The following is a 26,531-nucleotide window of genomic DNA, read 5'->3' on the forward strand; positions in this document are numbered from 1 at the left end:
CGTCGTCCCCGCCCGGTAGACACCAGGGGTGACCGATCCCGCTGACCTCCGCCCCGTCACCGCCGAGGAGTGGCCCGCCTTCAGCCGGGCGATGCTCGACGTCTTCGGCGACGAGCCGAACGGCGACTTCACCGAGCGGGTCCCGGCGACGGCGGAGCTGGACCGGTCGCTGTCGCTGTGGGCCGCTGACGGGCGGGTGGCCGCCACCGGCGGCATCTACAGCCGGCAGGTGACGGTGCCCGGTGCCGTCGTCCCGTGCGCGGGCGTCACCTGGGTGACCGTCTCCCCCACCCACCGCCGCCGGGGCGTGCTGACCGCGATGATGCGCCGCCAGCTCACCGAGCTGCACGAGCGGCAGGGCGAGCCGCTGGCCGCGCTGTGGGCCTCCGAGGGCTCGATCTACGGCCGCTTCGGCTACGCGCCCGCGACGCAGCGCGGGAACCTGCGCGGCGCCACCCGGGACACGGCCTTCCGCCCCGGCGTCGACCTGGGCACCGGCACGGTGGCCCCGGCCGACCCCGAGGCGTGGCGGGCCGGCGCCGCGCGGGTGCACGAGGCGCTGCGCCGCTGGGTGCCCGGCACGTTCGAGCGCGACGAGCGCTGGTGGGAGCGGGAGCTGCGCGACCCGGCCGAGCGCCGCAAGGGCGCGAGCGCCCGCCGGTACGTGCTGCACACCGAGGCCGACGGCGAGGTCACCGGCTTCGCGTCCTTCCGCGTGCGCTCCCGGTGGACCGACGACGGCCTGCCCGACGGCACCGTCGTCGTCGACGACCTGCGCGCCCGCAGCACCCCCGCGTACGCGGTGCTATGGCGGTACCTGCTCGACCTGGACCTGGTGCGGACGGTGGAGGCCGGCTACGCCTCCGCCGACGACCCGCTGCGCCACCTGCTGGCCGACCCGCGCGCGCTGCAGGTGCGCCCGCTGGACGGGCTGTGGCTGCGGCTGGTCGACGTCGGCCGGGCGCTGGCCGCGCGCCGCTACCCGGCGCCGATCGACATGGTCCTCGAGGTGCGCGACCGGTTCTGCCCGTGGAACGACGGCCGTTGGTGGCTGCGGGGGCACCCGGCCGGGGCCTTCTGCGCCCCCACCGACGGGGACCCCGACCTGGCCGTCGACGTCGAGGCGCTGGCCGCGGCCTACCTCGGCGGCGTCTCGCTGGGCACGCTGCAGGCGGCCGGCCGGGTCACCGAGGTGAGCCCGGGCGCGGTCACCCAGGCCGCGACGGCGTTCTCCTGGCCGGTCAGCCCCCACTGCCCGGACCAGTTCTAGAAGGACCCCCTCGCCCCCCACGCCTCGCTCCGCTCGGCGCGGGCCCCTGCGAGGGGACCGTTCCAGCAGGTCACCTGCTCGCGGCAGGCCCCTGCAGCGGGGCCGTTCCAGCAGCTACACCACGTCGCCGCGCGTGGGCAGGCCGCCGGCCGGGCGGTGCCGGTTCTGCTCGTAGTCGTGGATGAGCCCGATCCGGCGGACGTGCCGCTCGTCGTGGCTGAACGGCGTCCGGAGGAACTCGAGCACCAGCGCGGTGGCCTCCTCGATCGAGTGCTGGCGGGCGCCGATCGAGACGACGTTGGCGTCGTTGTGCTGCCGGGCGAGCCGGGCGGTCTCGGTGTTCCACACCAGCGCCGCGCGCACGCCGGGCACCTTGTTGGCCGCGATCTGCTCGCCGTTGCCCGAGCCGCCGATGACCACGCCGAGGGTGCCCGGCTCGGTGACCACGCGCTCGCCGACCTCGAAGCAGAACGGCGGGTAGTCGTCCTGCGGGTCGTACTCGAAGGCGCCGCAGTCGACCGGCTCGTGCCCGGCCTCGGTGAGCGCCTGCTGGAGGTGCTCCTTGAAGTCCAGCCCGGCGTGGTCTGTGCCGACGAAGACGCGCATGCGCCGAGTCTGTCAGGGTCGGGTGGTGGCGGTGCTCGGGGTGGACGGCTGGCGCGGGGCCTGGGTCGGCGCGCTCCTGGAGGCCCGCACGGTGCGGTTGCTCCACCTCCGCGACGTCGCGGCGGTCCTCGCGGTGCCGGACGTCGAGGTGGTCGGCATCGACATGCCGATCGGCCTGTCCGACGCCGGCCCCCGCGCCTGTGACGAGGCCGCCCGCCGCCTGCTCGGCCGGGCCGGCAGCTCGGTCTTCCCCGCCCCGGTCCGCGCGGTCCTCGGCGCCCGCGGCTACGCGCAGGCCCGCGAGCTCTCGATCGCGGCCACCGGCGGGCGCTCGCTGTCGGCGCAGGCCTTCCGGCTGACGGCGTCCATCCGGGCGCTCGACGACGGGCTGGGCGACCCGCCGCCCGGCCACGTCGTCGAGGTGCACCCGGAGCTCGCCTTCCGGGCCCTGGACCCGGCCGTCACCGACCCGAAGGTCACCGCCCGGGGACTGGCCCAGCGGCTGGCGGCGCTCCGGTCCGTCGTGGACGTCGAGGCCGCGCTGCTCGCCGCGCCGCCGCGGGTGCCGGCGGTCGACGCGCTCGACGCCTGCGCCGCCGCGTGGTCGGCCCGGCGGGTCGCCGACGGCGCCGCGGAGTGCGTGGGCGACGGCTCGCTCGACGCCCGCGGCCGGCCGATGCGGATCTGCTGGTGACCTTCACCGAGGTCGCCGACGGCGTCCTCGTCCGCCGGCACCGGTCGCTGGACCTCAACTGCGGGCTCGTCGTCGGCGACGGCGCGTGCCTCGTCGTCGACACCCGCTCCTCCCCCGCCGAGGCCGCCGACCTCGCGGCCGCCGTCCGCCGGGTGACCCCCCACCCGTGGACGGTCGTCAACACGCACGCCCACTACGACCACTGCTTCGGCAACGCCGCGTTCCGCCCGGCGACGGTGTGGGGCACGCGCGGCTGCGCCGCGGACCTGCTCGCCACCGGCGAGGCGCAGCGCGCGGCCCGGGTGGCCGAGCTGCTGGCCGCCGAGGACGACGCGGCCGCGGAGCAGGTGCGGCGGGCGCCGCTGGACCCGCCCGACGCGCTGGTCGACGACGTCGCGGTGCTCGACGTGGGCGGCGTCGAGGTGGTGCTGCGCTTCCTGGGCCGCGGGCACACCGGGCACGACCTGGTCGTGGAGGTGGAGGACGGCACCGTCTTCGCCGGCGACCTGGTCGAGGAGGGCGCCCCGCCGGCGTTCGAGGACTCCTTCCCGGCCGAGTGGCCGGCGACGCTGGGCCGGCTGCACGCGCTGGCCCGCGGGCCGGTGGTCCCCGGCCACGGCGCGGTGGTGGACGCGCACTTCGTCGGCGCCCAGCGCGAGGAGCTGCTGGCGGTGCTGGGCGCCGTCCGGGCCGGCCGGCTCGACCGCGGCCCCTACGACCCGGCGACCATGCGGACCGCGGCGTCCCGCCCCGGGTGAGGCGGCGGACCCGCCTGCGCTCAGGTGAGGCGGCGGACCACCGGCAGCGGCAGCGCCCGCAGCAGCGCCGACACCGGCCGCCACGGCCACTCGGGCACGTAGGCGCGCACCGGCTCCCGCTCGATGGCGGCGACCAGCGCGTCGACGCCGGTGTCGAGGTCGACGGTGAACGGGCCGCGCCGGCCGACGTTGATGTCGGTCTCGATGTAGCCGGGCAGCACCGTGGTGACCCGGATGCCGGTGCCCAGCAGGTCCGACCGGATGCCCTCGGCGAGCGCGTTGAGCGCGGCCTTGCTGGCGCCGTAGGCGGTGCGGGTGCCGCGCATCCCGCGGACCGAGGCGACCGAGCTGATGACGACGAGGTGGCCCGAGCCCTGGGCGCGGAACAGCTCGACGGCGGCCTCGCACTGCGCGTGGGTGCCGAGGACGTTGGTGAACAGCGTCGCGCGGTTGGCCCAGCCGGCGCCGGTGCCCACCGACGCGCCCTTGCCGATGCCGGCGTTGGCGACGAACCGGTCGAGGCCGCCGAGCTCCGCGGCCAGTGCCGGGACGCCCTCGGCCACGGCCGTCGCGTCGTCGACGTCGAGGGCCGCGGTGACCACCCGGATGCCGGGGTGGGCGGCGAGCAGCTCCTCGCGCAGCTCCTCGAGGAGGTGCTCGCGGCGGGCGACCAGCGCCAGGTCGCGGCCGCGGGCGGCGAAGCGGCGGGCCATGCCCATGCCCAGCCCGGAGCTGGCGCCGGTGATCAGGATGCGCTGGCGGGTCGGTCGCGGCACGCCCGGCAGCATGCCAGCCGTGCACGTCCGCGGATCTGCGCGGTGGGGCCCTTGGCCCCTTGCACCCCGCTCGGGCAGGGAGGCCAGTGTGGTGCCGTCAGCCGGTGAGACCGGCCGGCGACCGGACGACCGGAGGAGTCGTCATGGGACAGGCACGAGAGATCATGGACCGCATCACCGCCGCCGTCGTCGCCGGCGACCGGGACGCCCTCCTGCGGGCCTACGCGGCCGACGCCGTCGCCGAGACACCGGAGGGCCGGGACCTGGACAGCGGCGAGGCGATCGCGGACCACCTGCTGTCGTTCCGGCGCGCGTTCCCCGACCTGACCTGGGAACCGAAGACCCAGTTCGAGAGCGGCGACACCGCCATCGACGAGGGCTGGATCCTGGGCACCCACACCGGCGTGCTGGCCCTGCCGGAGGGGGACGTGCCGCCGACCGGCCGGAGCGTGCGGCTGCGGGAGTGCGACCTGCTCACGGTGCGGGACGGCGCGGCCATCTCGCACCGCATGTACTACGACCAGGTGGAGATCATCGCCCAGCTCGGGCTGGGCCAGGCCGCCGCGGCGGCCGTCCCGGAGCCCCGGGCCGCCGCCGGGATCGAGCAGGCGACCGAGGCCCCGGCCACCTGACCCGCCCGCCGGGCGCGCACTTCCGCGGACCTGCACGGTGCAGGTCCGCGGAAGTGCACCGGCGGGCTCAGCTGTTCTGGAGCTCCAGGGCGTCGGCCGGCACCGAGTCCATGTCCGGGCCGGCGGTGCGGGTCCGCTTGAGCTCCCAGAAGTCGGGCAGGTTGGCCAGCAGGACGGCGCCGTCGAAGGCCCGGCCGGCGTCCTCGCCCGTGGGCACCCTGCTGATGACGGGGCCGAAGAACGCGACGCCGTCGATGTGCATGACCGGGGTGCCGACGTCGTCGCCGACCGGGTCCATGCCCGCGTGGTGGCTCTTCTCCAGCGCCTCGTCGTACTCCGTGGAGGTCGCCGCCTCGGCCAGCTCGGCCGGCAGGCCGACGCGCTCGAGCGCCGGGGCGACCAGCTCGTCGAGCTCCCGGCCCTCGTGGTGCCGCAGCGTGCCCATGGCCGTGTAGAGGTCCCCGAGGACCTCGTCGCCGTGCTTCTCGGCCGCGGCGATCGCGACCCGCACCGGGCCCCACGCCTGCTCCATCATCCGCTGGTACTCCTCCGGCAGGTCACGCCCGCGGTTGAGCACCGCCAGCGACATGACGTGCCAGTGCAGGTCGATGTCGCGCACCTTCGCCGCCTCCAGGACCCAGCGGCTGGTCAGCCAGGCCCAGGGACACAGCGGGTCGAACCAGAAGTCCACCCGGGCCTTCGTCGGGGCGCTCTGCACTGCCTCGGTCATCGATCGCTCTCCTCTGGTCCGTCGTCCTCGGGGCCGGGGGCGCACCTCCGGCCGCTGCCCGCTGCCAAGTGCCCCGTCCGGCCCGTTGTTCCCGGTGCCCTGCGGGCGTGTCGGCCGTCCGTGGCAGGCTGCCGGGCGTGGCCGTACCCAACCTGACCCGCGACGACGCCGCCGCGCGCGCCCGCCTGCTCGACGTCGACAGCTACGACCTCCGCTTCGACCTCACCGACGGTGAGGGGCGACCGGGCAGCGGGACCTTCCGCTCGACGACGACGGTGCGGTTCACCTGCCGCGAGCCCGGCGCCGCCTCGTTCGTCGACCTGGTCGCCGAGACCGTCCGGTCCGCCACGCTCAACGGGGTCGAGCTCGACGTCTCCACCTGGACCGAGGAGGGCGGCCTGCCGCTGCCCGACCTCGCCGCCGACAACACCCTGGTCGTCGACGCCGACTGCCGGTACTCCAACAGCGGCGAGGGCCTGCACCGCTTCGAGGACCCCGAGGACGGGCAGGTCTACCTCTACACGCACTTCGAGCCGGCCGAGGCCAAGCGCGTGTTCGCCTGCTTCGACCAGCCCGACCTCAAGGGCACCTACGAGGTGCACGTCGTCGCGCCGTTCGACTGGCAGGTCGTGTCCAACACCGGCGGCCGCACCATCGAGGCCGGGCCCGCGGGCTCGCAGCTGGTGCACTTCGAGCCGACCAAGCGGCTGTCGACCTACCTGGTCGCGCTGATCGCCGGGCCCTACGCGCGGGTCACCGACTGTTACGAGGACATCCCGCTGGGGCTGTTCTGCCGCGCGTCGCTGGCGAAGCACCTGGACCCCGAGGAGCTGTTCCGGGTCACCAAGCAGGGCTTCGAGTTCTACCACCGGGTCTTCGACTACCCGTACCCGTTCGACAAGTACGACCAGGTGTTCGTGCCGGAGTTCAACGCCGGCGCCATGGAGAACGCCGGCGCGGTCACCGTGCTGGAGGACTACGTCTTCCGGTCGCGGACCAGCCGGGCGCGCTACGAGCGGCGCGCCGAGACGCTGCTGCACGAGCTGGCGCACATGTGGTTCGGCGACCTCGTGACCATGCGCTGGTGGGACGACCTGTGGCTCAACGAGTCCTTCGCCACCTACATCTCCACGCTGTGCCAGGCCGAGGCCACCGAGTACACGACCGCGTGGACGACGTTCGCCAACGCCGAGAAGGCCTGGGCCTACGCGCAGGACCAGCTGCCCTCGACCCACCCGATCGCCGCGGACATGGTCGACGTGGCCGCCGTCGAGGTGAACTTCGACGGGATCACCTACGCCAAGGGCGCCTCGGTGCTCAAGCAGCTGGTGGCCTACGTCGGCCGCGAGGAGTTCCTCGCCGGGATCCGCCGCTACTTCCGCACCCACGAGTACGGCAACACCACGCTGGCCGACCTGCTCGACCCGCTGTCGGAGGCCACCGGCCGCGACCTCACCGAGTGGTCGGCGCAGTGGCTGGAGACCAGCCAGGTCAACACCCTGCGCCCGGTGTACGAGCTCACCGACGACGGCCGCTACGCCTCGTTCGCCATCGAGCAGACCGCCGTCCCCGAGCACCCCGTGCTGCGCCGGCACCGGCTGGCCGTGGGCCTCTACGACCGCGGGCCGGACGGGCTGACCCGCACCACCCGGGTGGAGCTGGACGTCGACGGCGAGCGCACCGAGGTCGCCGAGCTGGCCGGGCACCCGGTGGCCGACCTGGTGCTGGTCAACGATGACGACCTCACCTACGCCAAGCTCCGCCTGGACGACCGCTCGCTGGCCACGCTGCGCGAGGCGATCGGCGCGGTCCCCGACTCCCTCGCCCGCGCACTGTGCTGGGCCGCCGCCTGGGACATGACCCGCGACGCCGAGCTGCCCGCCCGCGAGTGGGTGCAGCTGGTGCTGGCCGGCATCGACGCCGAGACCGAGATCAGCGTCGTGCAGTCGCTGCTGGCGCGGGTGCAGTCGGCGCTCACCTCCTACGCCGACCCGGCGTGGGCCGAGACCGGCTGGGCGGCGCTGGCGGACAAGGCGCTGCAGGCGCTGGAGTCGGCCGAGCCGGGCAGCGACGAGCAGCTGCAGTGGTCGCGCACGCTGGCCGCCGCCGCCCGCACCGAGGAGCACGCCGCGGTGCTGCGCGGGCTGCTCGACGGCTCCCGCACCGTCGAGGGGCTGGCCGTCGACGCCGACGCCCGCTGGGCCTTCCTCAACGGCCTGGTCGCCATCGGCGCGGCCGGCGACGCCGAGATCGACGCCGAGGCCGAGCGGGACGCCACCGCCACCGGGGTCCGGCGCGCGGCCACCGCGCGGGCGCTGCGCCCGACCGCGGAGGCCAAGGCGGACGCGTGGCAGCAGGCGTTCCACGACACGTCGGTGCCCAACGCCGTCCACGAGGCGCTGGTCGGCGGCTTCTGGCACCCCGCGCAGCGGGAGCTGACCGCGGAGTACGTGGACCGGTACTTCGCGGAGATCGGGCCGATGTGGGAGCGCCGTCCCGGCGAGATCGCCAAGAACGCGGTGCAGTACCTGTTCCCGCCGGTGGTCGAGGAGCGGACGCTGCAGGCCGCCGACCGGTGGCTCGGCCAGGAGGGGCACCCGGCGCCGCTGCGCCGGCTGGTCTCCGAGGGCCGCGACGGCATCGCCCGCGCGCTGCGCAACCGGGCCCGGGACGCCGCCGAGAGCGCCTGACCCGCTGGACGCGAGAGGCCCAGGACCCGCCGGGTCCTGGGCCTCTCCTCTTCAGCCGTTGTGCCGGCCCCCTGCAGGGCCCCGCCGCGGGCCTGCGAGTGGTGGGGGCAGGGGGTCCTTCGTCAGTGCGTGCGGGCGCTGCGCGGGTGGCCGGCCTGGTCGGACAGCTGCCGCAGGCCGTTGACGATCCCGCCGACGAGGTCGCCGGAGGCGAAGGAGTTCGTCATCGACAGCACCGCCAGCGCGCAGGCCCGGTCGGGCAGCCGGCGGGCGGCCGAGGCGCCGGTGACGACCTCGATGACCCGCTGCCCGGGCGAGACGGCCAGCAGCACCGACTCGGCCGGGTCGCCGCCGCGGGCGTGCAGCTCCTCGGCGCGGATGCGGGTCCGGGGCCCGAGGTCGCCGATCCAGAGCGTGAACCGCAGGCCGGTCTCGCGCGAGGACATGGTGAGCGCCTCGTCGAGCCGCGCCAGCTCGCGGTAGCTGAAGATCGTGTCGTAGCCCTCGTCGGCCCGGTTGGGCGCGGTGTCGACCGTCCCGGTGTCGTGGGCGTCGGCGTCCAAGACGCGGGTCATCGCCGGCCTCCTGAGGCGGTCGCGAGGTGGATGGGGATCACGGGGTGGTCACCAGGTGCCGCGGGCGCCGCCGAGCGGGCCGCCGGCGGACGGGGCCGGGGCACCGGCGGAGACGGCGGTCGCGCCGTGCGAGCCGGCGATCACGTGCGAGCCGGTGGTGGTCCCGTGCCCGCTGTGGCCCCCCTCGAGCGCCGCGGGCTCGCCGTAGAGCGAGGACCCGACGGCCTGCGTGTCGCCGTGGCCGGCGGCGTGCGTCGGGGCGTCCTTCGGCTGCGGCTCGTACCAGACCGGCTCGTGCTCCCAGGGCTGACCCGGCTTGTACCGGACGCCCTGGCGCTTGCGCCCGCCCGGCAGGTAGGTCAGCGCCCACAGGAGGACGAACACCGCCAGCGGAGCCACGAGGAAGACGAGCAGGGTCTCGACGACGGTCACGCCCGGAATCTACCGCCCACGGTGATCACCTATGCGCGCGTGTCCCAGCCCGGCGGGTGGCGGTGCGCCCACGGCCGGGCCTGCTCCAGCTGGGCGGCGAGGGCGATCAGCGTGGCCTCGTCCGCGGGCCGCCCCACGAGCATCGTCCCGACCGGCAGGCCGTCGCCGGTCCAGTGCAGCGGCACGCTGACGGCGGGCTGGCCGGTGACGTTGTAGAGCGCGGTGAACGCCGCGTACCGCTTGTTGCGCTCGAAGTCCTCGGCGCCGTCGCCGTCGGCGTCGAACCAGCCCAGCGGGCGCGGCGTCATCGTCGTCACCGGGGCGACGAGGACGTCGAACCCGTCGGTCGCCTCGACGTAGCGGCGGGCGAACAGCCGCAGCGCGTTGAGCGCCTCCATCGCCGCCTGCGCCGACAGGGCCAGCCCGCGGGCGCGCAGCTCCCGGGTGAGCGGTCGCAGCTCCCCCACCCGGCCCGGCGGCACCGGCAGCGTGGTCCCCGACAGCGACCACACCCTCTCGAAGGCGCCCAGCACCTCCGGGGCGAGCAGGCCGGGCGGGACGTCGACCACCTCGTGCCCGAGGTCGGTGAGCAGCGCGGTGGCGTCGTCGAGGGCCGCGGCGACCTCGGGCTGCAGCACCGCGCCGGGCATCGCCGACTCCAGCGCCCGGCCGATCCGCAGCCGCCCCGGCGGCCGGTCCGCGGCCGCGAGGAACGTCTCCCCCGGCGGCAGCGGCGGCGCCCAGGCGAAGTCACCGGTGACCGGGCCGGCCATCGCGTCGAGCATCGCGGCGGCGTCGCGGACGGTGCGGGCCAGCGGCCCGTTGGTGCCCAGCCCGGTGACGTCGCTGCCCAGCGGCCCGTTGCTGATCCGGCCGCGGGTGGGCTTGATGCCGAACAGCCCGTTGATGCTGGCCGGGATGCGGATGGAGCCGCCGCCGTCGCTGCCGTGGGCGAAGGGCACCATCCCGGCGGCCACGGCCACCGCCGCGCCGCCGCTGGACCCGCCGGCCAGCCGGGTGGGGTCCCACGGGCAGCGGGCGGGGCCGGCGACGTCGTTGTCGGTGTAGCAGGGGTAGCCGAACTCCGGGGTGTTGGTCTTGCCCAGGCTGATCGTCCCGGCGGCGGCGAGCTTGGTGACGACGGCGTCGTCGACCTCGGGCACGAAGTCGGCGAACACCGCGGAGCCGAAGGTGGTGCGCACGCCGGCGGTGTTGTTGAGGTCCTTGATCGCCGTCGGCACGCCGAGCAGGGGCGGCAGGTCGCCGCTGCGCAGCACCCGGGCCTCGGCCTCGGCCGCCGCCGCCAGCGCCCGCTCGGGCGTGACGGTGACGAAGGCGCCCAGGCCGGCGTCGAGGGCCTCGATGCGTGCGAGGGCGGCCTCCACCAGCTCGACGGGGCTGAGCGTCCGGTCCCGGACGGCGGCCGCCTGCTCCAGCGCGGTGAGCTCGTGCACCTGCGTTCCGGTCACGGGCGGCGACGCTAGCCCCGCCCGGTAGACACGTCGCCGTGCCCCTCTCCCGCGCGCACGCCGAGGCCCTCGACGACGCCGACCCGCTGGCCGGGTTCCGTGCCCGCTTCGCCGGCGTCGACGACGGCCTGCTCTACCTGGACGGCAACTCGCTGGGCCGGATGCCCGTGGACACCCCGGCGGCGCTGGCGCGGGTGGCCGAGCAGGAGTGGGGCCGCGGGCTGGTCGGCTCGTGGGCGACCTGGATCGACGTCGGCACGCGGGTCGGCGACGTGGTCGGCACCGGCGTCCTCGGCGCCCGGCCCGGTGAGGTGCTGCTCAGCGACTCGACCACCGTCGACCTCTACAAGCTCCTGGTCGCCGCGGCCGACGCCCGCCCGGGTCGGGACGTGCTGGTCTGCTGCGCCGACGACTTCCCCACCGACCGGTACGTCGTCGCCGGGGTCGCCGCCGCGCGCGGGATGACCGTGCGCGAGGTGCCCGCCGACGTCGACGAGGGCCTGGACCCGGCGGTGCTCGCGGTCGCGCTGGACGGGCGGGTCGCCGTCGTGGTGCTGTCCGCGGTCGCCTACCGCTCGGGCGCGCTGGCCGACGTCGCGGCGGTGACGGCGGCGGCCCGCGACGCCGGGGCCCTGGTCGTCTGGGACCTCTCGCACGCGGTGGGCGCGGTGGAGCTGGACCTCACCGCGAGCGGTGTCGACCTCGCCGTCGGGTGCACGTACAAGTACCTGAACGGCGGGCCCGGCGCGCCGGCGTTCCTCTTCGTGCGGCGGGAGCTGCAGGAGACGCTGCGCCAGCCGATCTGGGGCTGGTTCGGCCAGCGCGACCAGTTCGCGATGGGACCGGCCTACGACCCGGTGCCCGACGTCGGGCGGTTCGCCACGGGGACGCCGCCGGTGCTCGCCGCCGCGGCGGTCGAGGTGGGCGCGCGGCTGGTGGCCGAGGCCGGCATCGACCGGCTGGCGGCGAAGGGGCGGGCGCTGACCGGGCTGCTGGTCGACCTCGCCGACGCGCACCTGGCGCCGCACGGCGTGGCGCTGGCCAGTCCGCGCGACCCGGCGCGGCGCGGGTCGCACGTCACGCTCGCCCACCCGCACGCCTGGCAGCTGACCCGGGCGCTGGTCGACCGCGGGGTGGTGCCGGACTTCCGCACGCCCGACCGCGTGCGCCTGGGCGTCGCGCCGCTGTACACGCGGTTCGTCGACGTCTGGGACGCCGCCGACCGGTTCCGCGCCCTGCTCGAGGACGGCGCCTGGGCCGCCTACCCCGAGGAGCGCGCCCGCGTCACCTGAGCACTGCGGCAGAAATGGCCATTTCCGCCGCAGTGCTCACTCGATGTCGGGTGGGACGCCGATCGGGTTGCGGTCGGGGAAGAGACCGGCGGTGACGACGGCGCGGCGCAGCGGCACGAGGAGCTCGGCGAGCCGGTCGCAGCGCGTGTCGCCGAGCAGCCGCCACGGGCCGAGCGCGAGGCGGTCGGTGTCGGCCTCGATCGCGGTCACCATCGCCAGGCCCTCCGCGGACAGCTCGTCACCGTCCAGCCAGCCGCGCCGGGTGAGCTCCTCGGCGGCGGCCGCCCACGCGTCGTCGTCCCAGCCGCGGGCCTTCTGCAGCCACGCGCGGTCGACCCGACCGGCCGCGGCCACCAGCACGTGCGCGCCGGCACCGGACACCTCGCGGCCGAGCAGCGCCGCGTTGTGCCCGTCGCCGCGGTACTCCCGCAGGGTGGTGAGCGCCTGCCACAGCGCCAGGTGCGGCTCGTCCGGCTCGGCCACCGCCGCGTTCGCCGCCGCCAGCGGCCGGCCCGGCAGGTCGACCGCCTCGGCGGCGATGCGCGCGAGCTCCGCGGCCTCCGCGGCATCGGCCGAGGACGCCCACTCCCCCAGCACCCGGCGCACGACGGCGTCGACGGCGGACAGCCGGACCCGCAGCGCCTGCTGCGGCGACACCGCCGACCAGACGCCGGGCACCCGGCGGGCGACGAACGACGGCGCGAAGTTGTAGAAGACCGCCGTCACCACCGCCGGTCCCACCGGGCCGAGCGGCGCGGCGCGCAGCGCGAAGTAGGCGGCCCAGAAGCCGGACAGCCCGGCCTCCTCCGCCGCGGACCGCGCCTCGTCGGCGAAGTAGGTGACCGCGTGGTACGGCTCGCCCAGCGCCCACAGCCGCCGGGCGGTGCCCGCCGACGTCATGCGGAGACGCTCTCCGGCATCCCCAGCCACTCCCGCCAGCGGGGGTCCACGGCGCGCGCGCCCAGCAGCCGCCAGGCCGCGCCGCTCGGGGTCCGCGGCGGGTGCGGCAGCTGCCAGCCCATCTCGGCAAGCGACCGGTCGGCCTTGGTGTGGTTGCACTTCCGGCAGGCGGCCACCACGTTGTCCCACGTGTGCGTGCCGCCGCGGCTGCGCGGGACGACGTGGTCGATGCTCGTGGCCGACCCGCCGCAGTAGACGCAGGTCTGCCCGTCGCGGGTGAACACCGCCCGCCGGGACAGGGGCACCTGCGCGGGGTAGGGCACCCGCACGAAGCGGGTGAGCCGCACGACCACCGGGACGGCGAGGGCCACCCGCTCGGCGTGGACCACCTCCGCGGAGTCGTCCACCGGGACCGCTTTCTCGGCCAGGACCAGGACGATCGCGCGGCGGCTGGAGACCACGCACAGGGGTTCGTAGGTGGCGTTGAGCAGCAGCGTGGCCGACGTCGTGCCGGACGAGGGCACGGGCAGCCGGGGGACGGGAACGGGGTCGCGCCGCGGACCTGGGTGGCCCGCCGGCGACGACCCGGACGCGGAACGCGACACGGATCACCTCCGACGCCCCGGACCGCCGTACCGGGGCGGCCGCACAGGGCTGTGCCCATCCTGCCCTGACCTGGGCCTCCGGCGCGCGGGGGAACCGGTCCCGGGAGGTGCCGGGCTCCTGTCGGCCGCGCCGTTACGGTGGTGCGGGTGCGCTACCCCGACGCCGAGAGACTCGACCTGGTCGAGGACCTGCACGGTCACCGCGTGGCCGACCCCTACCGCTGGCTCGAGGACCCCGACGACCCGCGGACGCAGGCGTGGACCGCCGCCCAGGACGGCCTCACCGCCGACGTCCTCGGCGCCCTCCCCCTGCGGGCCGACCTCGCCGCCCGGCTCGAGCGGCTGGTGCACGCCGGCGCGGTCGGCGTCCCGGTGCACCGCGGCGGGCGCGCCTTCTCCACCCGCCGCGACCCCGGCCAGGAGCACGCCGTCCTGCGGGTGCGCGAGGCCGACGGCAGCGTCCGCGTGCTGGTCGACCCGATGGCGGTCGACCCCTCGGGGACGACGACGCTCGACGCCTGGGCGCCGTCGTGGGAGGGCGACCGGCTGGCCTACCAGCTGTCCACCGGCGGCGACGAGGAGTCACGGCTGCACGTCCTCGACGTCGCCACCGGCGAGCAGCTGGACGGGCCGGTCGACCGGTGCCGCTACTCCCCCGTCGCCTGGCTGCCCGGCGGCGAGGAGCTCTTCTACGTCCGCCGGCTCGCCCCCGGCCAGGTGCCCGCCGGCGAGGAGCAGTTCCACCGCCGCGTGTGGCGCCACCGGGTCGGCGCCGACCCCGACGGCGACGTCCTGGTCCACGGCGAGGGTCTCGACCCGACCAATTACTACGGCGTGCGCACCAGCCGCGACGGCCGCTGGCTGGTCGTCTCCGCGTCGGCCGGCACCGCCCCGCGCGACGACGTCTGGCTGGCCGACCTGGCCGGCGACGGCGCCCTGCGGGAGCTCCAGGTCGGCGTCGACGCGCAGACCGCGGCGTGGGTGGCCCGCGACGGCCGGCTGTGGCTGCTCAGCGACCGCGGCACCCCGCGCTGGCGGCTCGCCGTCGCCGACCCGGCCGACCCGGCCACCTGGGCGGCGGAGGCGTGGGCCGACGTCGTCCCGCAGGCCGAGGACGGCGTGCTGTCCGATGTCGCGCTCGTCGACGGCGCCGACGGCTCGCTGCAGGTGCTCGCCGTCCACTCGGTCGACGCCACCGACCGGCTCTCGGTCTGGGCCGGCGACGGCTCCGGCCGGCTGGCCGAGGTGACCGGCCTGGGCGCCGGCCGCGTCTCCGGCGTCAGCGCCCCGCCGGAGGGCGGGACGACGGCCTGGGTCGGGTACACCGACCACGCGACGCCGCCGTCGGTGCTGCGCTGGGACGCCGCCGCGCCGACGGCCCTCGTCGAGGACGAGCGCGCCCCCGTGGCCGGCGAGGTGCCGGAGGTGACGGTCGTCGAGACGCACGCGACCTCGGCGGACGGCACCCCGGTGCACCTGTTCGTGCTCTCGGCCACCGGCACGCCGGACACCCCGCGGCCGGCCGTGCTCTACGGCTACGGCGGGTTCAACGTCGCGCTCACCCCGTCCTACTCGGCGCAGGCGCTGGCCTGGGTGGCCGCCGGCGGGGTCTGGGCGGTGGCCAACCTGCGCGGCGGCTCCGAGCACGGCGAGGAGTGGCACCGCGCCGGCATGCGCGAGCGCAAGCAGAACGTCTTCGACGACTTCGCCGCGGCCGGCGAGCACCTGGTCGCGCAGGGCTGGACGACGCACCGGCAGCTCGCGGTGATGGGCGGCTCGAACGGCGGCCTGCTCGTGGGCGCCACCCTGACCCAGCGGCCGGACCTGGCCGCGGGCGTGGTCTGCAGCGCGCCGCTGCTGGACATGGTCCGGTACGAGCGCTTCGGCCTGGGCCGCACCTGGAACGACGAGTACGGCACCGCGGAGGACCCGGAGGAGCTCGGCTGGCTGCTCGGCTACTCGCCGTACCACGCCGTCCGGGAGGGCGCCGCCTACCCGGCGACGCTGTTCACGACCTTCGAGTCCGACACCCGCGTCGACCCGCTGCACGCCCGCAAGCTCGCCGCCGCGCTGCAGGCCGCCACGAGCGCCGACGCGCCGGTGCTGCTGCGGCGGGAGACGTCGGTGGGTCACGGCGCCCGGGCGGTCAGCCGCACCGTGGGCCTGGCCGCGGACCAGCTGGCGTTCCTCGCCGCCGCGACCGGCCTGTCCGGGTGGCGCGCGGATCACTCCTGATCCGCCGCTCCGACCTGACACCATGGAGAGTGATGACTGCTCCACCCTCCGTAGTGACCGCCGCTGCTGACAGCGGGCTCGCCGGCACCATGCCCGACTGCGTCTCCGACCCGACGACGCTGTGCGCCAAGGTCTACGAGCTGTTCGGCATCGACTGGCTCGCGAACAACGCCGAGGCGCTGATCGAGAAGCCGGCGAAGATCCTGCTGGTCGTGGTCCTCGCCGCGGTCGTCCGGCTGCTGCTGCACCGGGCGATCCGGCGGCTGACCGACCGCACCGCCACCGGGTCGATGCCGACGATCCTGCGGCCGCTGCGCAACCGCGCGGCCGCCGGCGGCGGCGACCCGCTCGAGCAGGTGGCCGCCCGGCGCACCCAGCGCGCCGAGGCGATCGGGTCGGTGCTGCGCAGCGTCGCCTCGTTCGTGGTCATGGGCATCGCCGTCGTCCTCGTGCTCGGCGAGCTCGGCATCAACCTGGCGCCGATCGTGGCCAGCGCGGGCGTCGTCGGCGTCGCGCTCGGCTTCGGCGCGCAGAACCTGATCAAGGACTTCATCGCCGGGATCGGGATCATCCTCGAGGACCAGTACGGCGTCGGCGACGTCGTCGACCTCGGCGAGGCCAGCGGGACGGTCGAGGCGGTGGGCCTGCGGATCACCCGGCTGCGCGACGTCAACGGCGTCGTCTGGTACGCCCGCAACGGCGAGATCCTGCGCGTGGGCAACAAGAGCCAGGGCTACGCGCAGGTGGTCATCGACATGCCCGTCGCGCACGACACCGACCTCGAGCGGTGCCGCACCGTCATGCAGGAGGTCGCCGACGCGATGTACGCCGAGGACGAGTGGGCCGCGGTGCTGCTGGCCGAGCCCGAGTCCCTCGGCGTCGAGCAGATCCTCTCGGAGGGCGTCTTCATGCGGGTGCAGGTGCGCTCCACCAACGCCGACCAGTGGCGGGTCGGCCGCGAGCTGCGCATGCGGCTCAAGGAGCGGTTCGTCGCCGAGGGCATCAAGACCCCGCCCCCGCTGATCGGCGCGTCCTCCAGCGCCGCGACCGCCGGCGCCCGATGAGCACCGGGGACGGTCGGCGCGCGACGTTCGGCGAGGTCTTCGCCGTCGGCGAGTTCCGGCCGCTGTTCGGCACCTACACGCTGTCGACCATCGGCGACGAGCTCGCGCGGGTCGCGCTGACCGTCCTCGTCTACCAGCGCACCGACTCGCCGCTGCTGGCGGCGTTCACCTTCGCGCTGGGCTTCCTGCCGTGGGCGCTCGGCGGCCCGGTGCTGGCGACCATCGCCGACCGGTTCCCGCGGCACCGGGTGCTGATCGCCAGCGACGTCGTCCGCGCGGTGCTGGTCGCCGGCATGGCGATCCCCGGGACGCCGCTGCCGGTCCTGCTGGCGCTGCTGTTCCTGGTCGCGCTGTGCGCGCCGCCGTTCGAGTCGGCGCGCTCGGCGCTGATGGCCGACGTCCTGGAGGGCGAGCGCTACGCCGTCGCCACCTCGCTGACCAACGTCAGCCTGCAGGTGGCGCAGGTGGTCGGGTTCCTCGCCGCCGGTGGCCTGGTCACCGTGCTCAGCCCCTCGGTGGTGCTGCTCGTCGACGCCGCCACCTTCGCCGTGTCCGCGGTGTGGCTGACCCTCGGGCTGCACCGGCGCCCGGCGCCGACGGAGGAGCTCGCGGCGCCGTCGTCGGTGTGGCGGGACGCCGCCGAGGGGCTGCGGCTGATCGGGGGCAGCCCGCGGCTGGTGGCGATCATCGCGCTGCTGTGGGTCGGCACGCTGTTCGCCAACGCCGCCGAGGGCATCGCCGCCCCGCTGACCGACGAGCTCGGCGAGGGCGCGGTCCAGGTGGGCGTGCTGCTGGCGGCCAACCCGCTCGGGGTCACCGTCGGCGGCCTGGTGGTCGCCCGCCTCCTCGGGACGGCGCGCAGCGACCGGCTGATGCCGGTGCTGGTGGCCCTGTCGCTGGCACCGGTGCTGCTGGCCGGCCTGGTCGCCGCGACCGCGGGCCCCGGCCGGGGCGCGTTCGCCGTCGTCGTCGCGCTGATGTTCGTCGCCGGGCTCGGCGCCTCCTGGACCATCCCGCTCAACGTCGCCTTCGTGCAGGCGGTGCCGCCGGCCTACCGCGGCCGGGCCTTCGGCGTCGCGGTCAGCGGGCTCTACGGCATCCAGGGCGTCGGTGCGCTGGCCGCCGGCCTCGCCGCCGAGGGGCTGCCGCCGAGCGCCGTCGTCGCGCTGGCCGGCGGGATCGGGCTGGTCGCGGTCGTGCCGCCGCTGCTCGCCTACGGCCGCACCCGGGCCCTCGTGGCGGAGGACCGCCCGGCTGCGGGACCATCGGTGTCATGAGCGAGGCGAGCCGGTCCCTGCCGTCGGCGCGGACCTTCTACGAGGAGGTCGGCGGGGAGCCGACCTTCCGGCGGCTCGTCGCCCGCTTCTACGCCGGCGTCAAGGCCGACCCGGTGCTCGCGCCGCTGTACCCCCAGGACGACTGGGAGGGCGCCGAGACCCGCCTGCGGCGCTTCCTCGAGCAGTACTGGGGCGGCCCCACCACCTACTCGCAGGAGCGCGGGCACCCGCGCCTGCGGATGCGGCACGCCCCGTTCGCGATCGGCCCGGCCGAGCGCGACGCGTGGCTGCGGCACATGCGGGACGCCGTCGACACCCTCGACCTCACCGAGGAGCAGGACGCCACCCTGTGGGGCTACCTGCAGATGGCCGCCCGCAGCATGCAGAACCGCTGGCCCGACGACGCGCCCGGCGACCTCTCCCCCGCCTGAACGAGGACCGCCCGCCCCGTCGCCCCCCGCGAGGGGGCCGTTCTCCCACGTCACCTAGGAGCCCGGTGAGTTCCCTCACCCCTGCCCGCCCGTTCCGCCGCGCCGACACCGACTGGTGGCGCGACGCGGTCTTCTACCAGGTCTACATCCGCAGCTTCGCCGACGGCAGCGGCGACGGCGTCGGCGACCTCGCCGGCATCCGCGCCCGGCTGCCGCACCTGGTCGACCTCGGCGTCGACGCGCTGTGGATCACGCCCTTCTACCCCTCGCCGATGGCCGACCACGGCTACGACGTCGCCGACCCGCGCGACGTCGAGCCGGTGTTCGGCGACCTCGCCGAGTTCGACGCGCTGCTGGCCGAGGCGCACGCGGCCGGCATCCGGGTGACCGTCGACCTGGTGCCCAACCACAGCTCGCACCAGCACGAGTGGTTCCAGGCGGCGCTGGCCGCCGGCGCCGGCTCCCCCGAGCGGGCCCGCTACCTGTTCCGCGACGGCCGCGGGCCCGACGGCGCCGAGCCGCCGAACAACTGGCCGTCGGTCTTCGGCGGGCCGGCGTGGTCGCGGGTGCCCGACGGCCAGTGGTACCTGCACATCTTCGCGCCCGAGCAGCCCGACCTGGACTTCACCAACCCCGAGGTGCTCGCCGACCTCGAGGAGACCATGCGGTTCTGGCTCGACCGCGGCGTCGACGGCTTCCGCATCGACGTCGCCCACGGCATGGCCAAGCCCGACGGCCTGCCCGACATGGAGCCCATGGAGGACACCGGGCTGCTCGACGACCACGGCCCGGGCGACCACCGGTTCGACAACGACGGGGTGCACGAGGTGCACCGGCGCATCCGCGCCGTCCTCGACGGCTACCCCGGCACCATGGCCGTCGGCGAGGTGTGGGTCTCCGACGACGACCGGCTGGCCGACTACCTGCGCGCCGACGAGCTGCAGCTGGCGTTCAACTTCAAGCTGCTCACCGCCGAGTGGACGCCCGAGGACCTGCGCGACGCCGTCGTCCACTCGCTGGCCACCGTCGACGGGACCCCGGCGCCGGCCTGCTGGGTGCTGTCCAACCACGACCGGCCCCGGCACGTGACCCGCTACGGCGACGGCGAGACCGGCACCCGGCGGGCGCGGGCCGCGGCGCTGCTGCAGCTCGCGCTGCCCGGCGCGGCCTACGTCTACAACGGCGACGAGCTCGGCATGCCCGACGTCGACCTGCCCGACGAGGTGCTGCAGGACCCGATCTGGGAGCGGTCGGGGCACACCGAGCGCGGCCGCGACGCCTGCCGCGTCCCGGTGCCGTGGTCGGGCACCGAGCCCTCCTACGGCTTCTCCGCGCAGCGGGAGACCTGGCTGCCGATGCCCGAGGGCTGGGGGCCGCTGACCGCCGAGGCGCAGGCCGCGGACGCGTCGTCGGTGCTGTCGCTGTACCGGGCCGCGCTGGCGCTGCGGGCCTCGTCACCGGCCTTCGCCGGCGAGTCGCTGGAGTGGCTGCCCACGCCCGAGGGGTGCCTCGCGTTCCGCCGTCCCGGCGGCCTGGTGTGCCTGCTGAACCTCTCCGCGGAGGCCGTGCCGCTGCCCGAGGGCCGGGTGCTGCTGGCCAGCACCGACGTCGCCGGCGGCGCCCTGCCGACCGACGCCGCCGTCTGGCTGCACGCCTGAGCAGGGCGGGGACGGCGCCCCCCGTCTCGGGAGGCGCCGTCCCCGCACGCGGGTAGCATCGGGCCCGGAACAGAGCGTCACGGGGGGACGCTGACGCCGCGGTCGACCGACCCCGTGTCGGCGGCCCTGTGACGGGGGAGGCGCGCCCGCCCATGACGTTGTTGCAGGTCCAGGGCCTGACGAAGTCCTTCGGGGCCCGTCGTGTCCTGCGGGACGTCTCCTTCGCCCTCGCCGAGGGCGAGATCGTCGGACTCGTCGGCACCAACGGCGCGGGCAAGTCGACCCTCGGCGACGTCATCGCCGGCATCACCCCCGCCGACGCCGGCTCCATGACGCTGCAGGGCCACCCCTACGCGCCGCTGTCCGCCGACGACGCCCGCCACCTCGGCGTCGGCGTCGTCCAGCAGCTGGTGCACATCGACCCGGCGCTCACCGTCGCCCAGGCGGTCTTCCGCGGCACGACCCAGGCCGGGCTGCCGCCGCGGGAGCTGCGCCGGCAGGCGCAGGTGCTGCTCGCCGAGGTCGCCCTCGACGTCGACCCCGACACCCCCGTCGGGGACCTGCCGCACTTCGTGCACGGCCTGGTCGAGATCGCCCGCGTGCTCGCCGAGGACACCCGGCTGGTGGTGCTCGACGAGGTGTCCGCGCCGCTGCTGCCCTCGGAGGTGGGCCGGCTGCACGCCGTCGCCGGCCGGCTGAGCCGGCAGGGCCGCGGCGTCCTCTACATCAGCCACCGGCTGCCCGAGATGCTCGAGGTGGTCGACCGGGTGCTCGTCCTGCGCGACGGGCGGATCGCCCTCGACGCGCCGGCCGACCGGCTGGACCCCGTCCGGCTGGCCGCGGAGACCGTCGGCGAGCCGGTCACGCCGCCGGAGCCCCGGGTGGCCTCGGCGCCGGAGCCCGTGCCGGCCGCGGAGGCCCCCGTGCGCCTGTCGCCGCGGCTGGTGCCCTCCGACGAGGTGGTGCTGCGGGTCCGCAACCTGCGGGTGCCCGGCGCGGTCGAGGGCGTCGACCTGCTGCTGCGCCGCGGCGAGGTGATCGGCCTGACCGGGCACCGGTCCTCCGGCGTCCGCGAGATCGCCGACGCGCTGTCCGGGGAGCTGCCGGCGGTCACCGACGAGCTGCAGCTGTTCGGCGAGGAGCGCTCGCTCGGGCCCTCCGCGGACGCCCCCGGGCTGGAGCTGCCGGTGTACCGCCCGGACGAGGACGCCTACGGCGTGGACCCCGGCGAGACGATCGCCCGGACGATGACCCAGGAGGCCTGGGGCTCGCTGTCGGACCTGCGCAAGGAGATCGCCCAGCTGCGCGGGGTCATCCGGACGGTGCACCGGATGGACGTGAAGACGCTGAGCATCCGCACGGTGTTCGGCGCGCTGTCCGGCGGCGACCAGCACAAGCTGGCGCTCGCCCGGTGGATGTCGGAGTGCGCGCGCGACGTCGTCGTCCTGCACGAGCCCACCCGCGGCCTGGACGTGCGGGCCCGGCGGCAGGTCCGCCAGCTGCTGGACGAGGCGACCGCGCACGGGACGTCGGTCGTCGTCGTGTCGGTGGACCCCGACGAGCTGGCCGAGTGCTGCGACCGGGTCGGCATCGTCGCCGGCGGCCGGGTCGCCCGGTGGATCGACACCGGCGAGCTCGCCGTCGACGCGGTGCGCGACCGCATCGTCGAGGCCGCGACCGCCGCCGCCTGACGAAGGACCTCCCTGCCCCCCACCGTTGAAGGACCCCGTCCTCCTCATCCCTCGCAGGCTCGGGACGAGCCTCTGGACGGGGCCGGCGGCGGGCCCTGCAGGGAGGCCGGCAGGGCGGGATCTCCGTGCTGCTGCGTCGGCACCCTCCCCGGCCCCCGTCCGGGTCGGGTGCCGACGCCGCCGGCTCAGACGCTGACGGTCGCCGCGACCGCGCGCAGCTTGTGCCGCGCCAGCGCCAGGTTGGCGGTCACGCGGTTGAGCACGAGGTAGATGAACAGGCCGGCGTTGCCCTGCCCCTTGAGCACGTTGATCAGGTGGTACTGGCTCTGCAGCGTGATGAGGATGTCCTCGACCTCGTCCTTGAGCTCGAGGTCGTTGATCGTGCGCAGCTTGGCGCGCACGACGTTGGAGTTGCCGGCGGCGGCCACGTTGAGGTCGAAGCCGGGCGTGCCGCCGGACGCGAGGGCCATGCCGCTGTCGATGTCCACGATCGCGGCGCCGTTGGCGCCCTCGATCGCGAGCAGGTCCGCGATGACGTTGTCGAGTGAGGCCATGGGAAGGGCTCCTGTCGTCTCGAGAGGGGGGCGCAGCGACGGGCTGCGCACCGGGCCGGGAGGCGGCCCGGGTCGACCGGACGGACCGGGCGTCTGGGGAGGCACGGCGTCCCTCGGCGGCTCGGCCGCCGGGACGTCGTGTGCCGCACCCGGCGGGGCCGGGGGCGGCGTGGGCCGGGGCGCGGGCCGGGTGACCGGCTCCTCGACAGCGGGGGGCGGGGGCTGCGGCGGGGGTGCTGCCGCAGTGGCCCGGGCGGCGCCGGTGCGCCCGGGCCACGGGTCCTGGTGCGGCTCCCGGGTGGCTTCCGGGGTGGCACTGCGCGGCTCGTGACGCCCCCGCGACCACAGTGCCGCCCACCACCCGGTTGCCATGCAGATCCGCCTGTTCCTCGCCTCCGCCGAAGGCCTCAGCGACCCCAGAAAACACGGCGCGGGCGGCCCCGGCAAACCGGCGGACGTATCTGCAGGTGAGCGGGCGGACACCGACGGCGACGGGATCGGCGGGGGCCCGGACCGCCCACCGGACGGGTCCCGCCCGCCCCTCGGGTACCTTCCGCGGGGACCGCGCGGGCCCGTCCCGCTGCCTGTGGAGGAGACGCCGTGAAGACCCGGGACCTCGCCTACGTCGCCCTCTTCGCCGCGATCATCGCGGCGCTGGGGACCCTGCCGGCGATCAACGTCGGGCCGGTGCCGATCACCGCGCAGACCCTCGGCGTCATGCTGGCCGGCAGCGTCCTGGGCGCCCGCCGCGGCTTCCTCGCGGTCCTGCTGTTCCTGGTCCTGGTGGCGGTCGGGCTGCCGCTGCTGGCCAGCGGCGCCGGCGGCCTGGCGCCCTTCGCCGGCGCCACGGCCGGGTACCTGTTCAGCTGGCCGCTCGCCGCGTTCGTCGTCGGCTGGCTGACCGAGCGGGTCTGGGACCGCTACAACGTCGGCTGGGGCCTGGTGGCCAACGTCGTCGGCGGCATCGTGGTCGTCTACGCCGTCGGTGTCCCGGTGCTCAAGGCCGTGGCCGGCCTGCCGTGGGACACCGCCCTGTGGACCGGCGCCGCCGTCTTCATCCCGGGCGACCTGTTCAAGGCCTTCGTCGCCGCGGCCGTCGCCGACGTCGTCCGGCGCAGCTACCCCGTCATCGACCGTCCCCGCCGGGCGGCCGGCGCCCGGTGAGGCTCCGCCGTCCCGGTCCGGCGCCCGCCGCGGACGACGTCGCGGAGCCGGGGCGCGGCATCGAGCTGCGCGGCGTCGGGCACCGGTACGGCGAGCGGGTGGTGCTCGAGGACCTCGACCTCACCCTGACCGAGCCGCGGGTCGGCGTCATCGGCGCCAACGGCTCGGGCAAGAGCACCTTCGCCCGGCTGCTCAACGGCCTGGTCGTGCCCACCGAGGGGCGGGTGCTGGTCGACGGGCTGGACACCCGCACCCAGGTCCGCGCGGTGCGGCGCCGCGTCGGGTTCGTCTTCCAGGACCCCGACGCGCAGATCGTGCACCCGACGGTCGCCGAGGACGTCGCCTACGGGCTGGAGAACCAGGGCGTCCCGCCGGACGAGCGGGCCGCCCGCGTCGCCGAGGTGCTGGCCCGCTACGGCCTGGCCGGGCACGCCGACCACCCCGCGCACCTGCTGTCGGGCGGGCAGAAGCAGCTGCTGGCCATCTCCGGCGTGCTCGTCATGCGCCCGGCCCGCATCGTGTTCGACGAGCCGACGACGCTGCTGGACCTGGTCAACGCCCGGCGGGTGGCCGAGCTGGTCGCCGGGCTGGAACAGCAGGTCGTCGTCGTCACTCACCAGCTGGACCTGCTGGACGGGTTCGACCGGGTGCTGGTCGTCGACCGCGGCCGGGTGGTGGAGGACGCCGCCCCCGGCCCGGCCGTGGCCGCCTACCGCGCGCTGATGGCCGCCCGGTGACCCTCGCGCTGTACGTCCCGCGGGCCAGCGTCGTCCACCGGCTGCCGGCCGGGGTCAAGCTGCTCGCCCTCGCCGTCCTCGCCGTCGCGCTGTTCTGGCTGCCCGGGCCGGCCGCGGCCGGCGCGGCGCTGGCGGGCGTGCTGGCCGTCGGGCTGCTGGTCGCCCGGCTGCCGGTCGCCGTGCTGGCCCGGCAGGCGCGGGCGGTGGTGTGGTGGGTGCTGGCGCTGCTGGTCGTGCACGCGCTGACCACCGACCTGCGCACCGGCGCGCACGTCGCGCTGCGCCTGCTCGCGCTGGTGCTGGCCGCGGCCGTGGTGACGGCGACGACGCGGGTGAGCGCGATGGTCGCGGTGGTCGAGCGGCTGGCCGCCCCCTTGCGGCTGGTCGGCGTGCGGCCGGCGCGGGTCGGGCTGGTGGTCACCATGGCGCTGCGGTTCATCCCGGTGCTCGTCGAGCGGGCCGACCGCATCCGGGAGGCGCAGGCCGCCCGCGGCGGCTCCCCCCGCGGCCTGCGCGGGCTGCGGACGACGGTCGCCCCGCTGCTGGTGCAGGTCCTGCAGATGGCCCACGACGTGAGCGAGGCGCTCGACGCCCGCGGCGCCGACGACGTCCCGCCCCCGCGCCGCGGCCGGCGCTCCCCCGCTGCGGAGGTCCCGCGATGACCGTCCTCGAGATCTGGACGACCCCGGCCGCCGCCGCGCCCATGCGGCGGGTCCCCACCGCGCGGCTGGTCGCCGGGCGCGGGCTGGAGGGTGACCGCTACGCCCTCGGCGGCGGCACGTGGGCCCGCTACCCGGACCTGGAGAAGCAGCTCACGCTGGTCGACGCCGACGACGTCGCGGCGGTCGCCGCCGAGGCCGGCGTGCCGCTGACGCCCGGGGACACCCGCCGCAACCTGGTCACCACCGGGGTCGACCTGCCCGCGCTGGTGGGCCGCTGGTTCGCCGTCGGCGACGCGCTGCTGTTCGGGATGAAGCGCTGCCCGCCCTGCGCGCACCTCGAGCGGCTCACCGGCGCCCGGCTGGTGAAGGCGATGGTGCACCGCGGCGGGATCAACGCGGCGGTGTTCGCGGGGGCGGAGATCGCCGAGGGCGCCGTCGTCCGGCCGGTACCGGAGGAGGAGGCCGCCCGCCGCGGGGCGCCGACGGGCGCGGACCGGCCGGTGCCGCGGATCGTGGCCGGCTGAGGGTTCAGACCAGCCGGTAGAAGCGGAAGACCTCGTCCCGGACGTCGAGCAGCTGGACGTCGGTGAAGCCCGCCTCGCGCGCGTACCGGCGCAGCGTGGCCGGCCGCATGACGGTGCCGGTCGCGGCCGAGGGCCGGGTGGAGAGCGCGTCGGGCAGGCAGCAGACCAGGCTGTAGCCGTACATCAGCCGCTCGACCTCGTCGCCGGGGGCGGTGAACTCCTCGGCCACGCGCTCGTCCACGACCAGGACCGCGCCGCCGTCCCCGGCCAGCCGCCGCACGGCGGCGAGCACCGCCACCGGGTCGGGCAGGTCGTGCACGCACTCGAAGGCGGTGACGACGTCGTAGGTGCCCGACACCGTCGCGGCGTCGGCGACGGCGAACCGGACCCGGTCGGCGACCCCGGCCTCGGCGGCGTTGCGGCGGGCCGCCTCCACCGACGGCGCGTCGACGTCGAAGCCGTCGACTCTCGCCGCGGGGTCGGCGAGCGCGATGCCGATCGAGGACCAGCCGTGCCCGCAGCCGACGTCGGCGACCCGGCCGCCGCGCCGCAGCGCCGCGTCGACGTCGGGGATCGACGGCAGGTGCTCGCGCCCCAGCGGGCCGAGGAACAGCGGCCGGTTGGCGGCGGCCTGCGCCTCCCGGACGTCGGCGCCCTGCTGCGCCCAGGAGAGGCCGCCACCGGTGCGGTGCGCCTCGGTCAGCGCGTCGGCGTGCCGGCCCGTGGCGACGGCGAAGCGGACCAGCGGCAGCAGGTGGTCGCCGCTCAGGACGTCGAGCAGCGGGGCGCGGTGGCCGGGCGGGAGGGTGAAGCGGCGGGCCTGCGCGTCGCCGGGGCGATCCGGGTCATCGGCGGCGGTGAGGATGCCGGTGACCGCCTGCTGCTCCAGCCACTCGCGCACGTAGCGCTCCGCCGTCCCGGTGCGCCCGGCCAGCTCGGCGGAGGTCAGCGCGCCGCCGTCGGCGAGGGCGCGGTAGTAGCCGAGCCGGTCGCCCAGCGCGATCGCCTGGGCGTCCAGGCAGGCCAGCACGCTGTCGAGCAGGCGTCCGGCGAGGGCGCCGGTGGCCGGGTCGGTGGCGACGGGTACGCGGGTGCCGGTGGTCAT

General features: G+C 76.2%; 26 protein-coding genes. 16 read left to right on the plus strand and 10 right to left on the minus strand.

What is annotated here, in order from left to right:
• Positions 1-28 precede the first annotated feature (28 nt).
• Positions 29-1,270, plus strand: coding sequence for a GNAT family N-acetyltransferase (locus ACI79L_RS01590; RefSeq protein ID WP_456935083.1), 1,242 nt, complete (start codon positions 29-31; stop codon positions 1,268-1,270).
• A 114-nt stretch (positions 1,271-1,384) separates the two neighbouring features.
• Here the strand turns inward: ACI79L_RS01590 and ACI79L_RS01595 are convergent, their stop codons facing one another.
• Positions 1,385-1,876: a ribose-5-phosphate isomerase gene (locus tag ACI79L_RS01595; RefSeq protein ID WP_456935084.1), complete on the minus strand. Its 492-nt coding sequence runs from the start codon at positions 1,874-1,876 to the stop codon at positions 1,385-1,387.
• Between the two features lie 25 nt (positions 1,877-1,901).
• Here ACI79L_RS01595 and ACI79L_RS01600 point away from each other — a divergent pair, with 25 nt between their 5' ends.
• A complete protein-coding gene (locus tag ACI79L_RS01600; RefSeq protein ID WP_456935085.1) occupies positions 1,902-2,570 on the plus strand; it encodes a DUF429 domain-containing protein in 669 nt (222 codons plus the stop codon).
• Positions 2,567-3,328: an MBL fold metallo-hydrolase gene (locus tag ACI79L_RS01605; RefSeq protein WP_456935086.1), complete on the plus strand. Its 762-nt coding sequence runs from the start codon at positions 2,567-2,569 to the stop codon at positions 3,326-3,328. Before ACI79L_RS01600 ends, ACI79L_RS01605 begins: the two co-directional genes overlap by 4 nt.
• A 20-nt stretch (positions 3,329-3,348) precedes the next feature.
• Here ACI79L_RS01605 and ACI79L_RS01610 read toward each other — a convergent pair whose 3' ends face one another.
• Positions 3,349-4,104 (minus strand): SDR family oxidoreductase, encoded by a 756-nt coding sequence (locus tag ACI79L_RS01610; protein ID WP_456935087.1) that lies wholly within the window; start codon positions 4,102-4,104, stop codon positions 3,349-3,351.
• 143 nt (positions 4,105-4,247) lie between these two features.
• Between ACI79L_RS01610 and ACI79L_RS01615 the strand changes: the two genes are divergently transcribed.
• Positions 4,248-4,736: an ester cyclase gene (locus ACI79L_RS01615; RefSeq protein ID WP_456935088.1), complete on the plus strand. Its 489-nt coding sequence runs from the start codon at positions 4,248-4,250 to the stop codon at positions 4,734-4,736.
• Between the two features lie 67 nt (positions 4,737-4,803).
• On the opposite strand, the gene ACI79L_RS01620 is transcribed toward ACI79L_RS01615, so the two are convergent.
• Positions 4,804-5,466: a mycothiol-dependent nitroreductase Rv2466c family protein gene (locus ACI79L_RS01620; protein WP_456935089.1), complete on the minus strand. Its 663-nt coding sequence runs from the start codon at positions 5,464-5,466 to the stop codon at positions 4,804-4,806.
• Positions 5,467-5,603: 137 nt separating this feature from the next.
• Between ACI79L_RS01620 and pepN the strand changes: the two genes are divergently transcribed.
• Positions 5,604-8,156, plus strand: coding sequence for an aminopeptidase N (pepN, locus tag ACI79L_RS01625; protein WP_456935090.1), 2,553 nt, complete (start codon positions 5,604-5,606; stop codon positions 8,154-8,156).
• 122 nt (positions 8,157-8,278) lie between these two features.
• On the opposite strand, the gene ACI79L_RS01630 is transcribed toward pepN, so the two are convergent.
• Genes ACI79L_RS01630 through ACI79L_RS01640 form a run of 3 tightly spaced genes read right to left on the minus strand, consistent with a single transcriptional unit; the run spans position 8,279 to position 10,632 of the window.
• Positions 8,279-8,731, minus strand: a complete 453-nt coding sequence (locus tag ACI79L_RS01630; RefSeq protein ID WP_456926983.1) for a DUF5130 family protein — start codon at positions 8,729-8,731, stop codon at positions 8,279-8,281.
• A gap of 48 nt (positions 8,732-8,779) precedes the next feature.
• Positions 8,780-9,163: an aa3-type cytochrome oxidase subunit CtaJ gene (gene ctaJ, locus ACI79L_RS01635; protein ID WP_456935091.1), complete on the minus strand. Its 384-nt coding sequence runs from the start codon at positions 9,161-9,163 to the stop codon at positions 8,780-8,782.
• Positions 9,164-9,192: 29 nt separating this feature from the next.
• Positions 9,193-10,632, minus strand: coding sequence for an amidase (locus ACI79L_RS01640; RefSeq protein ID WP_456935092.1), 1,440 nt, complete (start codon positions 10,630-10,632; stop codon positions 9,193-9,195).
• Positions 10,633-10,670: 38 nt separating this feature from the next.
• Here ACI79L_RS01640 and kynU point away from each other — a divergent pair, with 38 nt between their 5' ends.
• A complete protein-coding gene (gene kynU, locus ACI79L_RS01645) occupies positions 10,671-11,924 on the plus strand; it encodes a kynureninase (protein WP_456935093.1) in 1,254 nt (417 codons plus the stop codon).
• Between the two features lie 36 nt (positions 11,925-11,960).
• On the opposite strand, the gene ACI79L_RS01650 is transcribed toward kynU, so the two are convergent.
• A complete protein-coding gene (locus tag ACI79L_RS01650; RefSeq protein ID WP_456935094.1) occupies positions 11,961-12,824 on the minus strand; it encodes an SCO6745 family protein in 864 nt (287 codons plus the stop codon).
• Positions 12,821-13,348: an HNH endonuclease gene (locus ACI79L_RS01655; protein WP_456926990.1), complete on the minus strand. Its 528-nt coding sequence runs from the start codon at positions 13,346-13,348 to the stop codon at positions 12,821-12,823. The genes ACI79L_RS01650 and ACI79L_RS01655 overlap by 4 nt, the downstream gene beginning before the upstream one ends.
• A 228-nt stretch (positions 13,349-13,576) precedes the next feature.
• On the opposite strand from ACI79L_RS01655, the gene ACI79L_RS01660 reads away from it, so the two are divergent.
• The 6 genes from ACI79L_RS01660 (at position 13,577) to ACI79L_RS01685 (ending at position 21,785) form a co-directional block, all read left to right on the plus strand.
• Positions 13,577-15,664, plus strand: coding sequence for a prolyl oligopeptidase family serine peptidase (locus tag ACI79L_RS01660; RefSeq protein WP_456935095.1), 2,088 nt, complete (start codon positions 13,577-13,579; stop codon positions 15,662-15,664).
• A gap of 53 nt (positions 15,665-15,717) precedes the next feature.
• Positions 15,718-16,728, plus strand: coding sequence for a mechanosensitive ion channel family protein (locus ACI79L_RS01665; protein WP_456935096.1), 1,011 nt, complete (start codon positions 15,718-15,720; stop codon positions 16,726-16,728).
• Positions 16,725-18,005 carry an MFS transporter gene (locus ACI79L_RS01670; protein WP_456935097.1) on the plus strand — a complete coding sequence of 427 codons (1,281 nt, stop codon included), beginning with the start codon at positions 16,725-16,727 and terminating at the stop codon, positions 18,003-18,005. The genes ACI79L_RS01665 and ACI79L_RS01670 overlap by 4 nt, the downstream gene beginning before the upstream one ends.
• Positions 18,002-18,436: a globin gene (locus ACI79L_RS01675; protein ID WP_456935098.1), complete on the plus strand. Its 435-nt coding sequence runs from the start codon at positions 18,002-18,004 to the stop codon at positions 18,434-18,436. Before ACI79L_RS01670 ends, ACI79L_RS01675 begins: the two co-directional genes overlap by 4 nt.
• 65 nt (positions 18,437-18,501) lie before the next feature.
• Positions 18,502-20,094 carry a glycoside hydrolase family 13 protein gene (locus tag ACI79L_RS01680; protein WP_456935099.1) on the plus strand — a complete coding sequence of 531 codons (1,593 nt, stop codon included), beginning with the start codon at positions 18,502-18,504 and terminating at the stop codon, positions 20,092-20,094.
• 152 nt (positions 20,095-20,246) lie between these two features.
• A complete protein-coding gene (locus ACI79L_RS01685; RefSeq protein ID WP_456935100.1) occupies positions 20,247-21,785 on the plus strand; it encodes an ATP-binding cassette domain-containing protein in 1,539 nt (512 codons plus the stop codon).
• 185 nt (positions 21,786-21,970) lie between these two features.
• Here the strand turns inward: ACI79L_RS01685 and ACI79L_RS01690 are convergent, their stop codons facing one another.
• Positions 21,971-22,339 carry a hypothetical protein gene (locus ACI79L_RS01690; RefSeq protein ID WP_456926997.1) on the minus strand — a complete coding sequence of 123 codons (369 nt, stop codon included), beginning with the start codon at positions 22,337-22,339 and terminating at the stop codon, positions 21,971-21,973.
• A 600-nt stretch (positions 22,340-22,939) separates the two neighbouring features.
• Between ACI79L_RS01690 and ACI79L_RS01695 the strand changes: the two genes are divergently transcribed.
• The 4 genes from ACI79L_RS01695 to ACI79L_RS01710 are packed head-to-tail and all read left to right on the plus strand — an operon-like array spanning position 22,940 to position 25,426.
• Complete coding sequence (locus ACI79L_RS01695) at positions 22,940-23,503, plus strand: biotin transporter BioY (protein WP_456935101.1); 564 nt, start codon at positions 22,940-22,942, stop codon at positions 23,501-23,503.
• Complete coding sequence (locus ACI79L_RS01700) at positions 23,500-24,240, plus strand: energy-coupling factor ABC transporter ATP-binding protein (protein WP_456935102.1); 741 nt, start codon at positions 23,500-23,502, stop codon at positions 24,238-24,240. The genes ACI79L_RS01695 and ACI79L_RS01700 overlap by 4 nt, the downstream gene beginning before the upstream one ends.
• Positions 24,237-24,902, plus strand: a complete 666-nt coding sequence (locus ACI79L_RS01705; protein ID WP_456935103.1) for an energy-coupling factor transporter transmembrane component T family protein — start codon at positions 24,237-24,239, stop codon at positions 24,900-24,902. Before ACI79L_RS01700 ends, ACI79L_RS01705 begins: the two co-directional genes overlap by 4 nt.
• Positions 24,899-25,426, plus strand: a complete 528-nt coding sequence (locus ACI79L_RS01710; protein ID WP_456935104.1) for an MOSC domain-containing protein — start codon at positions 24,899-24,901, stop codon at positions 25,424-25,426. Before ACI79L_RS01705 ends, ACI79L_RS01710 begins: the two co-directional genes overlap by 4 nt.
• 4 nt (positions 25,427-25,430) lie before the next feature.
• Here ACI79L_RS01710 and ACI79L_RS01715 read toward each other — a convergent pair whose 3' ends face one another.
• The gene (locus ACI79L_RS01715) at positions 25,431-26,531 is read right to left on the minus strand and encodes a class I SAM-dependent methyltransferase (protein ID WP_456935105.1); all 1,101 of its coding nucleotides are present in this window, start codon (positions 26,529-26,531) and stop codon (positions 25,431-25,433) included.

This window comes from Geodermatophilus sp. SYSU D00684 (genome assembly GCF_054050455.1).